This window comes from Mycobacterium sp. 360MFTsu5.1, assembly GCF_000383495.1.
In the GTDB taxonomy this organism is placed as follows: Bacteria; Actinomycetota; Actinomycetes; order Mycobacteriales; family Mycobacteriaceae; genus Mycobacterium; species Mycobacterium mucogenicum_B.
This window is the reverse complement of the sequence record NZ_KB911465.1, coordinates 193,466-209,046: the sequence shown is the minus strand read 5'-3', so window position 1 is coordinate 209,046 and position 15,581 is coordinate 193,466. Positions and strand designations below refer to the sequence as shown.

Genomic DNA, 15,581 nt, shown 5'->3' with positions numbered 1-15,581 from the left:
CAGTAGTCCGGTAACACGAATCAAGGAGGATTCGGGTGGATTTCACACCGAGCCCCGAGCAGCAGGCTGTCGCCGATGTGGTGACCTCTGTGCTCGAGCGGGAAAACACTTGGGACGCACTGGTTTCCGGTGGCGTCGTGGCACTGGCAGTGCCGGACCGCTTGGGCGGTGACGGGTTGGGGCTGCCGGAGGCGGCCACCGCGCTGACCGAGATCGGTCGGCGCGGCACCACCGGACCGGCACTCGCCACCATCGGGCTCGCCCTGGTGCCGCTGGTCGACCTGGCCACCGAAGCGCAGCAGGACCGGTACCTGGCGGGCGTCGCGCAGGGCGCGGTGCTGTCCGCCGCACTGAACGAAGCCGGCAACCAGCTGCCGGAGAAGCCGTCGACCAGCTACGCCGGCGGCAAGCTCAACGGCACCAAAATCGGTGTGCCGTATGCCGAGACGGCGCAGTGGCTGCTGGTCACCACCGACAGTGGTGTGGTCGTCGTGTCACCGAAGGCCGCCGGTGTGACGGTCGAGAAGACCCCGACCGCCAACGGCTCGGACGAATACGTCGTCACCTTCACCGACGTGGCAGTGGCCGACGACGACGTGCTGGCCGGTGCCACGGTGGCGCGGGTGAACGAGTTGGCGCTGGCCATGATCGGGGCGTTCGGTGCCGGCCTGGTGGCCGGTGCGCTGCGGCTGACGGCCGACTACACCGCGACCCGCGAGCAGTTCGGCCGGCCGCTGTCCACGTTCCAGACGGTGGCGGCGCAGCTGTCCGAGGTCTACATCGCCTCGCGGACAATCGATCTCGTGTCCACTTCCGTGGTGTGGCGGTTGTCGGAGGGGCTCGACGCAGCCGAGGACCTGGCGATCCTGGGCTACTGGCTGACCTCGCAGGCCCCGCCGGCCATGCGGCTGTGCCATCACCTGCACGGCGGCATGGGCATGGACATCACCTACCCGATGGACCGCTACTACTCCTCGATCAAGGACCTGAACCGCCTGCTCGGGGGTCCGTCGCACCGTCTCGATCTGGTGGGAGCCTGATGTTTATCGACCTGACCGCGGAACAGCGCAAGCTGCAATCCGAACTGCGCGAGTACTTTTCGACGCTGATCACGCCCGAAGAGGCGGCGGCGATGGAGACCGACCGGCACAACGAGGCCTACCGCGCCGTCATCAAGCGCATGGGCAGCGACGGCAAGCTCGGTGTGGGCTGGCCCAAGGAGTACGGCGGCCTGGGCTTCGGGCCCATCGAGCAGCAGATCTTCATCAACGAGGCCAACCGCGCCGACATCCCGCTGCCGATGGTCACGCTGCAGACCGTGGGACCCACCCTGCAGCTGCTCGGCACCGAGGAACAGAAGAAGAAGTTCCTGCCCGGAATCCTTTCCGGTGAGGTTCATTTCGCGATCGGCTACTCCGAGCCCGAAGCCGGCACCGACCTGGCGTCGCTGCGGACCACCGCGGTGCGGCACGGCGATGAGTACATCGTCAACGGCCAGAAGATGTGGACCACCGGCGCCCACGACGCCGACTACGTGTGGCTGGCCTGTCGCACCGACCCGACTGCGGCGAAGCACAAGGGCATCTCGATCCTGATCGTCGACACCAAGGACCCGGGCTACTCCTGGACCCCGATCATCCTGTCCGACGGTGCCCACCACACCAACACGACGTACTACAACGATGTGCGGGTGCCCGCCGACATGCTGGTCGGTGAGGAGAACGGCGGCTGGAAGCTCATCACCACGCAGCTCAACCACGAGCGCGTCGGCCTGGGCCCGGCCGGTCGCGTGGCCGGCATCTACGAGCAGGTGCACAGCTGGGCCTCTCAGCCGGGCTCCGACGGCGTTGTCCCGCTGGACAATCCGGAGGCCAAGCGGCTGCTGGGGCAGATCAAGACGATCATGCGGCTCAACGAACTGCTCAACTGGCAGGTCGCCTCGTCCGGCGAGAACATCGCCGTCGCCGATGCGGCCGCGACGAAAGTCTTTTCCACCGAGCGCATTCAGGAAGTGAGCCGGCTGGCCGAAGAGGTCGTTGGGCGCTTCGGCAACCCGGCCGACACGCATACCGCCCAGTTGCTGCAGTGGCTGGACACCATGGCCAAGCGCAACCTGGTCATCACCTTCGGTGGCGGGGTCAACGAGGTCATGCGCGAGATGATCGCCGCATCGGGCCTCAAGGTTCCGCGGGTTTCGCGGTAGGAGGGCGATCGATGACTGATCTTCAGGCCGGTATCGACGAGATCGTCGCATCCGGGCGCAGCAAACCGACCCTGAGCCGGGATCCGGTGAACCAGCCCATGATTCACCACTGGACCGACGCGATCGGCGACAAGAACCCGATCTACGTCGACGAGGTGGCGGCCAAGGCCGCTGGGCACCCCGGTATCGTGGCGCCGCCCGCCATGATCCAGGTCTGGACCATGATGGGCCTGGGCCGCACCCGGTCCGACGACGATCCGCTGGCCCGGATCATGAAGTTGTTCGACGAGGCCGGGTACGTCGGCGTCGTCGCCACCAACTGCGACCAGACCTACCACCGCTACCTGCAGCCGGGTGAGCGCGTCAGCATCAGCGCCGAGGTCACCGACGTGGTGGGTCCGAAGCAGACGGCGCTGGGCGAGGGCTACTTCGTCAACCAGAAGATCCGCTGGCATGTCGGCGACGAGGAAGTCGCCGACATGGACTGGCGCATCATGAAGTTCCTGCCCGCCAACAAGCAGGGTAAGGAGGCCGAGGAGAAGGATGTAACCGGTTCCGCTCTATCGGATCTGGACCCGGACAAGCTGATGCGGCCGTCGTCGTCGCGCGACACCCAGTTCTTCTGGGACGGCGTCAACGCGCACGAACTGCGGATCCAGAAGCGGCCCGACGGTTCGCTGCAGCACCCGCCGGTGCCGGCGATCTGGCAGGACAAGGACGCTCCGATCGACTACGTCGTCTCCTCGGGCCGCGGCACGGTGTTCAGCTACGTCGTGCACCACGCGCCGAAGGTGCCCGGCCGCAGCCTGCCGTTCATCATCGCGCTCGTCGAACTCGAAGAGGGCGTGCGCATGCTCGGTGAGCTGCGCGGCGTCGAGCACGACGATGTGAAGATCGGAATGCCGGTCAGCGCAACGTTCCTCGACTTCCCGGACAGCGACGTCAGTCCGGCCTGGAGCCTGTACGCATGGGAGGCAGCGAAGTGACCGCCACCGTCAGTGCCACCGTGGGCACCAAGCTGCCAGAACTGTCGATCTACGGCGACCCGACGTTCATCGTCTCGACCGCCATCGCCACCCGGGACTACCAGGATGTGCACCACGACCGGGACAAGGCACAGGCCAAGGGTTCCAAGGACATCTTCGTCAACATCCTGACCGACACCGGTCTGGTGGGGCGTTACGTCACCGACTGGGCCGGCCCGAACGCCATCATCAAGTCGATCAAGCTGCGTCTCGGTGTGCCGTGGTACGCCTACGACACCATCACCTTCCGTGGTGAGGTGACCGCTGTCGAGGGCGACCTCGTGACGCTGAAAGTGGTGGGCAGCAACAGCCTTGGCGACCACGTCATCGCCACCTCGACGCTCACGATGGGAGTCGCGCAGTGAGCATCTCCGGCAAGGCCGTCATCGCCGGCATCGGCGCCACGGACTTCTCCAAGAACTCCGGCCGCAGTGAACTGCGGCTGGCCGCCGAGGCCGTCACCGACGCCCTGAACGACGCGGGCCTGTCGCCCAAGGACGTCGACGGTCTGGTGACCTTCACCATGGACTCCAACCTGGAGACCGCGGTGGCCCGCTCCACCGGCATCGGAGAGCTGAAGTTCTTCAGCCAGATCGGCTACGGCGGCGGCGCCGCCGCGGCGACCGTGCAGCAGGCCGTGCTGGCGGTGGCGTCCGGCATCGCCGAAGTCGTTGTGGCATACCGCGCTTTCAATGAGCGCTCGGAGCACCGCTTCGGCCAGGTGATGACGGGGCTGACCGTCAACGCCGACTCCCGTGGTGTCGAGTACAGCTGGTCATACCCGCACGGTCTGAGCACGCCGGCCGCCTCGGTCGCCATGGTTGCGCAGCGATACATGCACGAATACGGCGCCACCAGTGCCGATTTCGGTGTCGTGTCGGTGGCCGACCGCAAGCATGCGGCGACCAACCCGAAGGCGCACTTCTACGGCAAGCCGATCACCATCGAGGACCACCAGAACTCGCGGTGGATCGCCGAGCCGCTGCGGCTGCTCGACTGCTGCCAGGAGACCGACGGCGGCGTGGCCATCGTCGTCACCACCCCGGAGCGAGCCAAGGACCTCAAGCAGCGTCCGGTCGTCGTCGAGGCGGCGGCGCAGGCGGCAGGCGAGGACCAGTTCACCATGTACTCGTACTACCGCGACGAGCTCGGCCTGCCCGAGATGGGCCTGGTCGGAAAGCAGCTGTGGGGCCAGAGTGGCTTGACGCCCAATGACATTCAGACTGCGATCCTGTACGACCATTTCACCCCGTACACCCTGATCCAGCTCGAAGAGCTCGGTTTCTGTGGCCGGGGCGAGGCCAAGGACTTCATCGCGAACGGTGCGATCGAGCTGGGCGGCAAGCTGCCGATCAACACGCACGGCGGTCAGCTCGGTGAGGCCTACATCCATGGTATGAACGGCATCGCCGAAGGCGTCCGCCAGCTGCGCGGCACCTCCGTCAACCAGGTACCCGATGTCGAACACGTGCTCGTCACCGCCGGCACCGGCGTCCCGACGTCAGGTCTGATCCTGGGCTGAGTTCCCCTCGCGAGCAGACGCAAATGTCCCCGCACGCCCGGCGTGTCGGGGACATTTGCGTCTGCTCGGGCTAATAGAGGTAGTCCTACTCATCCGGACGCGCGTGGCTCGGCGCGATGATGACCTGCATGACCGAACCGCAGCGGGCGATGGTGGCCCGGCTCTCGCAGGATGTCGCCGCGATGTCCCATCATCTGGCGTGGGTGTCGGCCTGCCTCACCGAACTCGATCGGTCGATGGCGTACCAGCAGCCGGCCGCGCAGCCCGTCGCATACGCTGCGCCGCAACAGTATTGGCAGCCGCCTCAGGCACCGCCGGTCGCGGCACCGACACCTCAACCACAGCCGCCCACGGCGCCGTACCCGCAGCCGCGACCCGAGCGCTCGGACGGCTGGATCGGCAAGGCACTGGCCGCCGCCGGCGTCGCGGTGACGTTGATCGGCGTCGCCCTGCTGTTGGTCCTCGCCGCGCAGGCCGGGCTGTTGCGGCCCGAGTTCCGTGTCGGCGCGGGGGCGGTCCTGGCAGCCGGCCTGGTGGTCGGGGCGACTCGCCTGAAGACGCGGCCCGGCGGCACGGTGGGCGCAGTTGCCCTGGCCGCCACCGGCATCGCCGCGGCGTACATCTACGTCGTCGCGGTCACCACGATTTACGAATGGCTTTCTGCGCCGGTCGGTTTGGTGCTCGCGGCAGTCATCGGCGGCGGCGGGCTGACCTTGGCGCGGCGCTGGGACTCCCAGCAGCTCGCGCTGCTGGTGCTGGTACCTCTGGCCGTGCTGGCGCCGGTGGTGGCCGACGGCGTCTCGCTGCTGCTGATCGGGTTCATGCTGGCGCTGTCCGCGGCGTCGTTGCCGGTGCAGATCGGCAAGGACTGGGTCGCGATGTTCGTGGCCCGGACCGCCGTCTGCACTTTTCCGTTGCTGGTGGCACTGGCCTCGGCGACATTCGGCACGCACCGGAATCCGGGACTCGCGGCTGCCTGCGCGGCGGCGGCCGTGCTGGCCGTTGTGGGTGCGTTGATCCTGCTGCCCAAGACGGTCAACCGTTCGCTGCTGGCCCTGGCCACCGCCGGCGGTGCGGTGCCGGTGCTGTTCGTCACGGCGGTGGTCCGCCCGCTGATCGCCGCGTCGATCATCGCCGCGGTGGCGGCCGTGTTCCTGGCGATCGTGCTGGCCGGCAATCGGCTGCCCGGCGTCGTCGACGTGGTGCGGCGGATCTGGGCGGCGACGGCCGCGGTCTGCGCGCTGGTCGCGGTATTGGTGGCCTTCGATGGCCGTACGGGCAGTGCAGTTTTGCTCGCGATGTCCGTCGTGGTGGCCGTCGCCGGGCGTCGCGACGCCATCGCCCGCTGGGTGGCCGCCGGGTTCGGGGCCGTGGGCGGTGCCGTCTACCTCAGCTACTCTCCGCCGGACCTGTTGTTCCGCGCGGTGGAGCTCAATACGCACAGTGCCGTGTCCACCATCGTCTCCAGCATCTTGGCGGTGGGCAGTGCGGTCGCCGTCGTCTGGTCGTGGGCCGGCCGGCGTGACGACGACGAGGTGCGGCTGATGTGGGCCGGTGCGGTCGTGGTCGCCGCGTACGCGTCCACCATGGCGACCGTGACCGCCGGCGTGCTGATCGGCGGCGTGAAGGGCGGGTTCTTCGCGGGCCACATGGTCGCGACCATCGGCTGGATCGCGGTCGCGGCAGCGTTGTTCGGGTACGCGGCGCGCGGGCCGAAGGCGCAGCGGTCACTGCCCATCGGCGGCGGTCTGGCGCTGGTGGCGGCGGCGATGGCCAAGCTGTTCCTGTTCGATCTCGGGACCCTGAACGGGATGTTCCGGGTGGCGGTGTTCATCGTCGTCGGCCTCGTGCTGCTGGCCATGGGGACCGGTTATGCCCGGTTGCTCGCCCGGCAGGATCAGCCGCATCCGGACCGTCAGTTTGCGTCGGGTGGGTAGCTGTCGGGGCGGTAGGCTCGAACCGACGCGGTATGTCTGGGGAAGGGGGCCGTGTCTATGGGGATTCAGCCGGACAGCAGTCCGTTCGGATCGCAGACGGTGACGGGCCCGGGGTGGCCCAACGTCAATGAGGAGCAGCTCGAAGAAGCGGCTGCGCATTACACGAAGCTGGCCACCAAGATCAGCGGATCAGTGGTGCCCCAGCAGACCAGCCAGTTGATGAACCTCACCGACCAGTGGCAGGGCGCGGCGTCGCTGGCGGCGGCAGGCGAGGCCGGCACCATCATCGGCGGCCATGAGGCCAACGGCGCGCAGGCGGCGGCCATCGCCGCCAAACTGCAGTCGATGGTGGCCGCGGTCATCAAGACCAAGAACCTGGTCAACGCCACCGCCGAGGAAGTCCAGGCGGAGTGCATGGCCCTGTCGGCGGCGCCGTTCCCCAACGTGCAGGAACTGATTCAGAGCCGCATCAAGATGGGCCTGTCCCAGAACATCGCCGCGGTGACGGCCAGTGCCACCGAGGTGGCCAACTTCGTCGGTGCGCCGCCGAGCATCCCGACGGCCGGTGTGCCGCCGCAGGTGGCGCAGACCGCGCAGAAGACCGCGGAGTCGGCGGGCAAGGGCGGCGACCAGATGGGCCAGATGATGGGCCAGATGATGCAGATGGCCGGTCAGCTCCCGCAGATGCTGGGGCAGCTGCCGCAGCAGGCCATGCAACCGCTGCAACAACTTTCGCAGCCACTGCAGCAGTTGACGTCCCTGTTCCAGGGCGGCGGGCAGGGCAAGGCCGGCCTCGGCGCCTCACCGTTCGGTGCGTTCTCCAACCATCCGCTGGCCGGCGGTTCCGGCGCGGCTCATGGCGCGGGCCTGATGAAGGGCGGCATGCCCGGCGGCGGTGGCGGTGTGGGTGCGGCCTCCGTGCAGACGCCGCTGCTGGCCAAGATGGTCGGCCCTGGCGCGGCCGGACCCGGCGTGATGCCGGCGAGCGCCGCGGGCGGCATGGGCGCCGGTGGCCTGGCTCCGGTCGCAGCTGCCGCAGGTGCCGGTGGCGCGATGGGTGCCATGGGCGGCATGGGTCACCGTGAAGGCGGCGGCGGGGGCCGTATCACGCAGCTGGCGGTGCCCGAAGCGCTCGACCACGGTTCCTATGACGAAGACGTCGACGACGACTGGTGAATGAATAGGGGGGATATCTGATGTCGATGATGCAGACACCGGACAACATCAGCTGGAACACGGCTTCCGTCGAGCTGCCTGACATGCCGATGATCCAGCCCGGCGAGGACGCCATGAGCGCGACCATCGCCGCGATCCTGCCGGCCATGGCAGCCGACATGACCGCCAATGTGGCGTCGCTGCAGGCCAAGGAGGGCATGTTCTCCGGCAAGGTCGGCATGGCCCAGTCGGCCTACGACAATGCCGACAGCAAGGGCGGCGAGGGCGTCGGCCAGATGGGGCAGATGCTCGGCCAGCTCGGGCAGATGGGTCAGCAGGCTGGTCAGATGGCGGGCCAGGGCGGCGGCATGGGCCAACTCGGCCAGCAGGCCGGCCAGTTCGGTCAGATGATCCAGCAGGCCATGGGCAAGGGCGGCGGCAAGGAAGGCGGCATGCCGGGCGGGGAACCGCCGGAGGGCCAGCCCGGCGGGCCGGGCGGCGGTGGCGCCCCCATGTCGCCAGAGCAGCGCCAGGCGCAGCAGGATGCCCGGGAGAACCAGCAGAACGACCGGCAGTCCCAGCAGGACGCCCGTCAGCAACAGCAGGACAACCGGCAGTCCCAGCAGGATCGCCGGGAGGCCCAGCAGGACGCCCGCGACTCCCGTCGGCACACGTCCGCTCCGGCCCAGGCGGCGCCGCCGGCGGCGGGTCCCAGCGCCGGTTCGCACAACGCCGGTCCGGCGCCCGTCGCCCCGGTGGCTCCGCCGCCGCAGCGTGGCGGTGACGTCGGCCGTCAGATGTAGTTCCTGAAACAACAAGCCGGACAACGAAATTGGGGCCAGTCGCGATGCTCGCGACTGGCCCCAATTCGATGGTTGACCGTTAGGAGGCCGGTGCCGGGGCCGGGGTCGGGGTGACCGGAGCAGCCGGAGCGGCCTGCTGGTTACCGGCCGGGGTGGCGGTGCCCTGACCCGCGCTGGAGGCGGGCTGGCCGGCGATGGCCTGGCTCGGGCCCGGAGCCGGTGCCGGGGTCAGCGGAGCCTGCGAGACAGCGCCACCGGCGGTGGCAGCGGTGCCCGGGCCGCTTTCGGCGGCGGTGGGAATCGGAGCGGCCTCGGGAGCCGGGCCGGCGGCCGGAGCCGTCGCCGGGGTACCCGCGGGGGTGCCGGCCGGGGTTCCTGCCGGAACCTGGGCACCTGCCGGAACCGGAGCATCAGCGCCCGGAGTACCGGCCGGGGCCGGAGCCGCCGCCGGAGTACCGGCCGGGGCCGGAGCAACTGCCGGAGTACCGGCCGGAGCCGGGGTACCGGCCGGGGTCGCGGCAGGGGTCTCACCGTTCGGCGTAGCCGCCGGAACCGCACCGGTGGTGGTGCCGGCCGGAGGCTGCGTGCCCGTGGCGGCCGGAACAGCGCCGGCCGGGGTGGCGCCGGGCACGGCGCTGCCGAGACCGGCGGGAGCAGCAGCCGGGGCGGCAGCAGGAGCGGCGGCGGGAGCGGCAGCCGGGGCCGGGGTGGTGGCGGCCGGAGCAGTGCCACGCGCCGGGGCAGCGGCGGGAGCGGTACCGGTGGCGGCTTCGGTGCCCTGCCACTTGATCACTTCGCGGTCACCGTCCGTGTAGACGACGCTGGTCGGAGCGGCGCCCGTCACGTCGAAGTAGATTTTGCCCTTGGACTCTTGCCCTTCGGCGAGGCCGGCGGGGTTGATGCCCTGCGGAGTGGCAGCGCCCCACAGCACGCGGTAGTTCTCTCCGGCCGCGGTGCGGGCGTTCAGGTTCGGCACGAACGGCTGCGAGTTGCCGCGCTCGGCCGTGTACTCCGCTGTCGCTTCCCACAGCGTGCCGTTGAGGTGCTGCGAGAGCACATCGGTGCTGGGCTTGAGGTTGCTGATCTGCCATTCCGCGACGGTGTTCCCGTCGACGAGCTTGCCGTCCGCGCCGAACGCCACCGTGGTGGGTGCGGACGTCACCCCTGCGGGCTGGGCGGGGTCGGCCACTGCGAACGGTGTCGCGATCAGGCCGCACGCGGCGGCTGCGCCGATGGCGATGGTGATCTTGCGGGTACTCATGTTGATGTGGCTCCTTTGTCTCCAAGTCGTCCGACGGGCGGCTTCCCCCACGGAAGTTGAGTCACGAGTAATTGGATAATTACTGACTACTACGAAAGCTAGCAGGTTAAGCGTCTGCTGTGGATAGAGGCGGACGCGCCGGCGGCGACCCGACCGCCGGCCCTGGTTTGCCGAAAGCGGCCGCTGGATGAGCGGCCGCTTCCGAATACGTCCTGGTCAGGACGCGGTGAGCTCGATTCCAGCAAGCACGACGACATTGTCCCGGCTCGGTGCCGTCAGCACGCCGGTGATTCGTTCACCGTCACGCCAAAGGTTGGCCTGCAGGGTTTCACCCGGGATCACGGTGCCCGCGAAGCGCGCGCCGTAGGACCGGACCCGGCCGGCGTCGCCGTCGAGCACGTTGTCGACGATGGCCTTGCAGCCGATGCCGTAGGTGCACAGGCCGTGCAGGATCGGGCGGTCGAAGCCGGCGGCCTTGGCGAACGCCGGGTCCGAGTGCAGCGGGTTGCGGTCGCCGCAGAGCCGGTACAGCAGTGCCTGCTGCGGCAGCGTCGGCAGCGCGATCTGCAGGTCCGGCGCCCGGTCGGGCTCGGCAGCCGAGGTCGACGGACCACGGTCGCCGCCGAAGCCGCCCTCGCCGCGGGCGAAGATGGACCGCTTCTGCTTCCACAGCGGAGCGCCGTCGAGGGTGGTCACGGTGGTCTCCGACCAGATGACCGCGGCCTTGCCCTTGTCCCAGATCTCGGTGAACTTGGTGACGGCACGGCCCGTGCCTGACGGCGGGATCGGCGCGTCGGTGTAGATGGCCTCGCTGGCGTGCAGCACCCGGCTGAGCTCGATGTCGATGCCCGGGAACTTGACCGTCGGCGCCTTGGTCTCGTGGAAGCTCTGCGCCACGTTGCCGAAGGTCGGCAGCACCTGCGGCTTGTCGTCGATCAGGTAGCGCAGCTCGCGCTCGCTCATCGGGTCCGCGCCGGCACCCAGGCCCAGGTGGTACAGCTGCACATCGCTGCTGCTCCACGAGAATTCGACGGGCGCCAATTCGGCGCCGATGGCCTCATCGAGATTGATCGGCATGTCAGCCCTTTCCTGCCACGTGCAGTGCCGCGAGGTATCCGAAGGTCATGGCGGGGCCGATGGTCCCGCCGGGGCCCGGGTAGGTGTGACCCATCACCGGTCCACTGACGTTGCCAGATGCGTACAGGCCCTCGATCACCGAGCCGTCCTCGCGGAGAGCGCGGCCGTGGATGTCGGTGACGATGCCGCCCTTGGTGCCGAGGTCGCCGGGCACCATCTTGGCCGCGTAGAACGGGCCGTGCTTGATCTCGCCCAGGTTCGGGTTCGGCTTGTTGGTCGGGTCGCCGTAGTACCGGTCGTAGGCGCTGTTGCCGCGGCCGAAGTCCTCGTCGACACCGCTGCGGGCGAAGCCGTTGAAGCGCTCGATGGTGGCCTTGAGCTCATCGACGGGCAGGTTGGTGAGCTCCGCCAGTTCCTCGATGGTGTCGGCCTTGACGACGACACCGGCCTCGGTCCACTTCTTCGGAATGCGTTGTCCCGGCTGCAGACCCGCGAAGATGTAGCGGTTGCGGTACTGCTGGTCGAAGAGCAACCACGCCGGCACGTTCTCGCCCGGGCCCTCGCCCTGGCCGTACTGGCCGCCGTACATGTGGTGGCAGGCCTCGACGTACGGCATGGACTCGTTCATGAACCGCTTGCCGTTCATGTTCACGATGATGGAGCCGGGGGAGTTGCGCTCGGACAGCGCGAACCACGGGTTGTCGGGCAGCGGCACCGTCGGGCCCCACCAGGCGTCTTCCATGATTTCCAGTGCGGCGCCGAGCTTTTCGGCGGCCAGGATGCCGTCGCCGGTGTTGGCCTTGGCGCCGACGGTCCACTCGGTCGTGATCGGCTGGCGCTGGTACTTGGTGCGCATCTCTTGGTTCTTCTCGAAGCCACCGCTGCCCAGGATCACCGCACGGCGGGCCCGGATCAGTTGCGGCTCAGCGCTTTCCGGTGCGTTGGTGTCACGGACGTAGATGCCGGCGACCCGGCCGTTCTCGTAGTACAGGTCGGTCAGCGCGGTGTTCAGCTGCACCGGGACGCCGGCCTTCTGCAGGCCGATGCGCAGCGGGGCGATCAGGGCGCGGCCCATGCCGACCAGGTTCTTGCCGGTGGCGCCGGCCCAGGTGGCGCGGATGCCGACCTTGAGGCTGCGCAGCACGCCGCGCGGGTGGCGCTTGAGCTGGTTGAGCCGGACGTAATCCTGTTGCATCACAACCATGTTGAGCGGGACCTTGCCGTACGCCGGCTCCAGGCCCTTTTCGTCGACGCCGAGCTTCTTGGCGTTGAACGGCTTGGGCTCGACGGACCGTCCGCCGGCGCGGCCGCCCTCGACCTCGGGGTAGTAGTCGGAGTAGTTCGGCACCCAGCACAGCTTCAGTGGCGAGTTCTTCAGAACGAAGGACAGCATCTCGGGGCCGCGCTGCAGGTAGGTGTCGATCTTCTCTGCGGGCACCACGTCGCCGACGATCTTGTGCAGGTAGGTGCGGGCCGCTTCCGGGGTGTCCTTGACCCCCGCACGCTGCAGAATCTCATTGTTCGGGATCCAGACGCCGCCACCTGACCGCGCAGTGGAACCTCCATAGTGTGGGGCCTTTTCTACGACTACTGTCGAAAGGCCCTGATGGGCTGCGGTGAGGGCGGCGACCATACCGGCTGCACCGCTGCCGACGACGACAACGTCGTACTCCTGTCCAGTCATGTAGAACACGTTATAGAATTGCCCGGCCTGTGGACAACTGCGCCGGTCCATGAAGTTAGGGGAATTCACGAATGCTGTCCGACAACGTGCGTGCCGAGCTCGCCGCCGCGCTGGCCCAAGCCGAGCGCAGCCGGGTCGCGATGTCGCCGATGACCGACACCTACGCCGACATCGACGTCGTGGACGCGTACGAGATCCAGCTGCTCAACATTCGTCAGCGGGTCGCGGAAGGTGCCCGCGTGGTGGGACACAAGGTTGGTCTGTCCAGCGAGGCCATGCAGAAAATGATGAATGTGGACGAACCCGACTACGGGCACCTCCTCGACGACATGCAGGTATTCGAGGACAAGCCCGTGCTGACCTCGAAGTACCTGTTGCCGCGGGTCGAGGTGGAGGTCGGGTTCGTGCTGGCCGACGATCTGCCCGGCGCCGGCTGCACCGAGGACGACGTGCTGGCCGCCACCGCCGCGTTCGCGCCGGCCATCGAGCTGATCGACACCCGCATCACCAACTGGCAGGTCAAGTTGTGCGACACCATCGCCGACAACGCGTCCTCGGCCGGCTGGGTTCTCGGCAAGGAGCGGGTGTCGCCCAAGGACATCGACATTCGCAACATCGACGCCGTGCTCAAGTGCAACGGCGAGGTGCTGGGCGAGGGCCGCAGCGACGCGGTGCTCGGCAACCCGGTGACGGCGGTGGCCTGGCTGGCGCGCAAGGTCGACCAGTTCGGCGTGCGTCTCAAGGCCGGCGACGTGGTGCTGCCGGGGGCCTGCATGCGGGCGTTCGATGCCAAGCCGGGTGACGACTTCGTCGCCGAATTCGCCGGATTGGGTTCCGTCCACCTGTCTTTCGCGTAATACCCAAAGTTTCTGTAGAGGAGTGAGCATGCCGTCCAAAGCGAGCGTCGCGATCGTCGGCTCGGGAAATATCAGTACTGACCTGCTGTACAAGCTGCTGCGGTCGGACTGGCTCGAGCCGCGCTGGATGATCGGTATCGACCCGGATAGCGAGGGCCTGGCCCGCGCCCGCAAGCTGGGTCTGGAGACCAGCGCCGAAGGGGCGGACTGGCTCCTGGCCCAGAGCGAGAAGCCGGACTTCATCTTCGAGGCCACCAGCGCCTACGTGCACAAGGCATACGCGCCGCGGTACGAGGAAGCCGGCATCCGCGCCATCGACCTGACCCCGGCTGCCGTCGGCCCTGGCGTCATCCCGCCGGCCAACCTGCGGGCGCACCTGGATTCGATGAACGTCAACATGGTCACCTGCGGTGGCCAGGCCACCATCCCGATGGTCTACGCCGTGTCGCGTGCGGTCGAGGCGCAGGGCGGCGTGCCCTACGCCGAGATCGTGGCGTCGGTGTCGTCGGCTTCGGCCGGCCCCGGCACCCGGGCCAACATCGACGAGTTCACCAAGACCACCAGCGCCGGCGTGCGCAACATCGGTGGCGCCCGCGACGGCAAGGCCATCATCATCCTGAACCCGGCCGAACCGCCGATGATCATGCGCGACACCATCTTCTGCGCCATCCCCGAAGATGCCGACCACGCTGCGATCACGCAGTCGGTCAAGGACGTCGTCGCCGAGGTGCAGACGTACGTGCCCGGTTACCGGCTGCTCAACGAGCCGCAGTTCGACGAGCCGTCGGTGGTCAACGGTGGCCAGCACGTCGTCAGCATCTTCGTCGAGGTGGAAGGTGCCGGCGACTATCTGCCGACCTACGCTGGAAACCTGGACATCATGACCGCCGCGGCCACCAAGGTGGGCGAGGAGATCGCCAAGGAAATCGTGGGAGTTAAGGCATGAGCACCGCACTGCAACCCGGAGACATTTTCTTCGACGCCGCCTGGGACGTCCGGATGACGGACACCTCGCTGCGCGACGGTTCACACCACAAGCGTCACCAGTTCACCGCTGACGAGGTGCGCGCTATCGTCGGCGCCCTCGACAACGCCGGCGTCCCGGTCATCGAGGTCACCCACGGCGACGGACTCGGTGGTTCGAGCTTCAACTACGGGTTCTCCAAGACCCCGGAGCAGGAGCTGATCACCATCGCGGCCGAGACCGCGAAGAACGCCAAGATCGCCTTCCTGATGCTGCCGGGTGTCGGCACCAAGGAAGACATCCGGATCGCGCAGGGCAACGGCGGCTCGATCTGCCGCATCGCCACCCACTGCACCGAGGCCGACGTCTCGATCCAGCACTTCGGCTTCGCCCGCGAACTGGGCTTGGAGACCGTGGGCTTCCTGATGATGAGCCACACCATCTCTCCCGAGAAGCTGGCCGCGCAGGCCCGCATCATGGCCGACGCCGGCTGCCAGTGCATCTACGTCGTGGACTCCGCCGGTGCGTTGGTGCTCGAAGGTGTCGCCGACCGGGTGGCCGCTCTGGTCGCCGAATTGGGTTCGGATGCGCAGGTTGGTTTCCACGGACACGAGAATCTCGGTCTGGGCGTTGCCAATTCGGTCGAGGCCGTGCGTGCCGGTGCCAAGCAGATCGACGGCTCGTGCCGCCGGTTTGGTGCGGGTGCCGGTAATGCGCCGGTCGAGGCGCTGGTCGGCGTTTTCGACAAGATCGGTGTCAAGACCGGCATCGACTTCTTTGACATCGCCGACGCCGCGGAAGAGGTTGTCGCCCCGGCGATGCCCGCCGAGTGCCTGCTGGACCGCAACGCACTGGTGATGGGCTACGCGGGCGTGTACTCGAGCTTCCTCAAGCACGCGGTGCGCCAGGGCGAACGTTACGGCGTGCCTGCGCACGAGCTGCTGCTCCGTGTCGGCCAGCGCAAGCTGATCGGTGGCCAGGAGGACCAGCTGATCGACATCGCGCTCGAGATCCAGCGCGAGCGTGCCGACGGCAAAGCCTAACTGCCGCAAGCGAAAACGCCGGCCGTCCCGAAAGGGGCGGCCGGCGTTTT

Annotated in this window: 14 protein-coding genes; 11 read left to right on the top strand and 3 right to left on the bottom strand. The window is 68.2% G+C overall.

The genetic code is table 11. The features are described 5' to 3' along the window. Positions 1 to 35: 35 nt before the first annotated feature. The 8 genes from H289_RS0110780 (at position 36) to H289_RS0110745 (ending at position 8,645) form a co-directional block, all read left to right on the top strand. Positions 36 to 1,040 (top strand): acyl-CoA dehydrogenase family protein, encoded by a 1,005-nt coding sequence (locus H289_RS0110780; RefSeq protein WP_020100801.1) that lies wholly within the window; start codon positions 36 to 38, stop codon positions 1,038 to 1,040. Continuing rightward, a complete protein-coding gene (gene fadE29 / locus H289_RS0110775) occupies positions 1,040 to 2,203 on the top strand; it encodes an acyl-CoA dehydrogenase FadE29 (protein WP_020100800.1) in 1,164 nt (387 codons plus the stop codon). The genes H289_RS0110780 and fadE29 overlap by 1 nt, the downstream gene beginning before the upstream one ends. 11 nt (positions 2,204 to 2,214) lie before the next feature. Beyond that, a complete protein-coding gene (locus H289_RS0110770) occupies positions 2,215 to 3,189 on the top strand; it encodes a bifunctional MaoC family dehydratase N-terminal/OB-fold nucleic acid binding domain-containing protein (protein WP_020100799.1) in 975 nt (324 codons plus the stop codon). Beyond that, positions 3,171 to 3,593 (top strand): MaoC family dehydratase, encoded by a 423-nt coding sequence (locus H289_RS0110765; protein WP_081633371.1) that lies wholly within the window; start codon positions 3,171 to 3,173, stop codon positions 3,591 to 3,593. Before H289_RS0110770 ends, H289_RS0110765 begins: the two co-directional genes overlap by 19 nt. Before the next feature lie 2 nt (positions 3,594 to 3,595). Further along, positions 3,596 to 4,750 (top strand): 17-hydroxy-3-oxo-4-pregnene-20-carboxyl-CoA lyase, encoded by a 1,155-nt coding sequence (ltp2, locus tag H289_RS0110760; protein WP_029105075.1) that lies wholly within the window; start codon positions 3,596 to 3,598, stop codon positions 4,748 to 4,750. A gap of 128 nt (positions 4,751 to 4,878) precedes the next feature. After that, the gene (locus H289_RS0110755; RefSeq protein ID WP_036420449.1) at positions 4,879 to 6,687 is read left to right on the top strand and encodes a DUF2339 domain-containing protein; all 1,809 of its coding nucleotides are present in this window, start codon (positions 4,879 to 4,881) and stop codon (positions 6,685 to 6,687) included. A 57-nt stretch (positions 6,688 to 6,744) separates the two neighbouring features. After that, entirely contained in the window at positions 6,745 to 7,863 is a 1,119-nt protein-coding gene (locus tag H289_RS0110750; protein ID WP_020100795.1) for a hypothetical protein, read from the top strand. 20 nt (positions 7,864 to 7,883) lie between these two features. Continuing rightward, a complete protein-coding gene (locus tag H289_RS0110745; RefSeq protein ID WP_020100794.1) occupies positions 7,884 to 8,645 on the top strand; it encodes a hypothetical protein in 762 nt (253 codons plus the stop codon). 79 nt (positions 8,646 to 8,724) lie between these two features. On the opposite strand, the gene H289_RS30305 is transcribed toward H289_RS0110745, so the two are convergent. The 3 genes from H289_RS30305 to kstD all read right to left on the bottom strand — a co-directional run bounded on the left by H289_RS30305 (position 8,725) and on the right by kstD (position 12,667). Further along, positions 8,725 to 9,906, bottom strand: a complete 1,182-nt coding sequence (locus tag H289_RS30305; protein ID WP_020100793.1) for a DUF1942 domain-containing protein — start codon at positions 9,904 to 9,906, stop codon at positions 8,725 to 8,727. 216 nt (positions 9,907 to 10,122) lie between these two features. Beyond that, a complete protein-coding gene (gene chsH3, locus H289_RS0110735; protein WP_020100792.1) occupies positions 10,123 to 10,983 on the bottom strand; it encodes an enoyl-CoA hydratase ChsH3 in 861 nt (286 codons plus the stop codon). A 1-nt stretch (position 10,984) separates the two neighbouring features. Next, on the bottom strand, positions 10,985 to 12,667 hold the full coding sequence (gene kstD / locus H289_RS0110730) for a 3-oxosteroid 1-dehydrogenase (protein WP_029105074.1): 1,683 nt from the start codon (positions 12,665 to 12,667) through the stop codon (positions 10,985 to 10,987). 71 nt (positions 12,668 to 12,738) lie between these two features. Here kstD and H289_RS0110725 point away from each other — a divergent pair, with 71 nt between their 5' ends. From H289_RS0110725 to dmpG, 3 genes are read left to right on the top strand one after another with little or no spacing between them, the layout of a single operon-like run. Next, on the top strand, positions 12,739 to 13,524 hold the full coding sequence (locus tag H289_RS0110725) for a 2-keto-4-pentenoate hydratase (protein WP_020100790.1): 786 nt from the start codon (positions 12,739 to 12,741) through the stop codon (positions 13,522 to 13,524). A gap of 28 nt (positions 13,525 to 13,552) precedes the next feature. Beyond that, positions 13,553 to 14,470, top strand: a complete 918-nt coding sequence (locus H289_RS0110720; RefSeq protein WP_020100789.1) for an acetaldehyde dehydrogenase (acetylating) — start codon at positions 13,553 to 13,555, stop codon at positions 14,468 to 14,470. After that, on the top strand, positions 14,467 to 15,531 hold the full coding sequence (gene dmpG / locus H289_RS0110715; protein ID WP_020100788.1) for a 4-hydroxy-2-oxovalerate aldolase: 1,065 nt from the start codon (positions 14,467 to 14,469) through the stop codon (positions 15,529 to 15,531). Before H289_RS0110720 ends, dmpG begins: the two co-directional genes overlap by 4 nt. Positions 15,532 to 15,581: the final 50 nt, after the last annotated feature.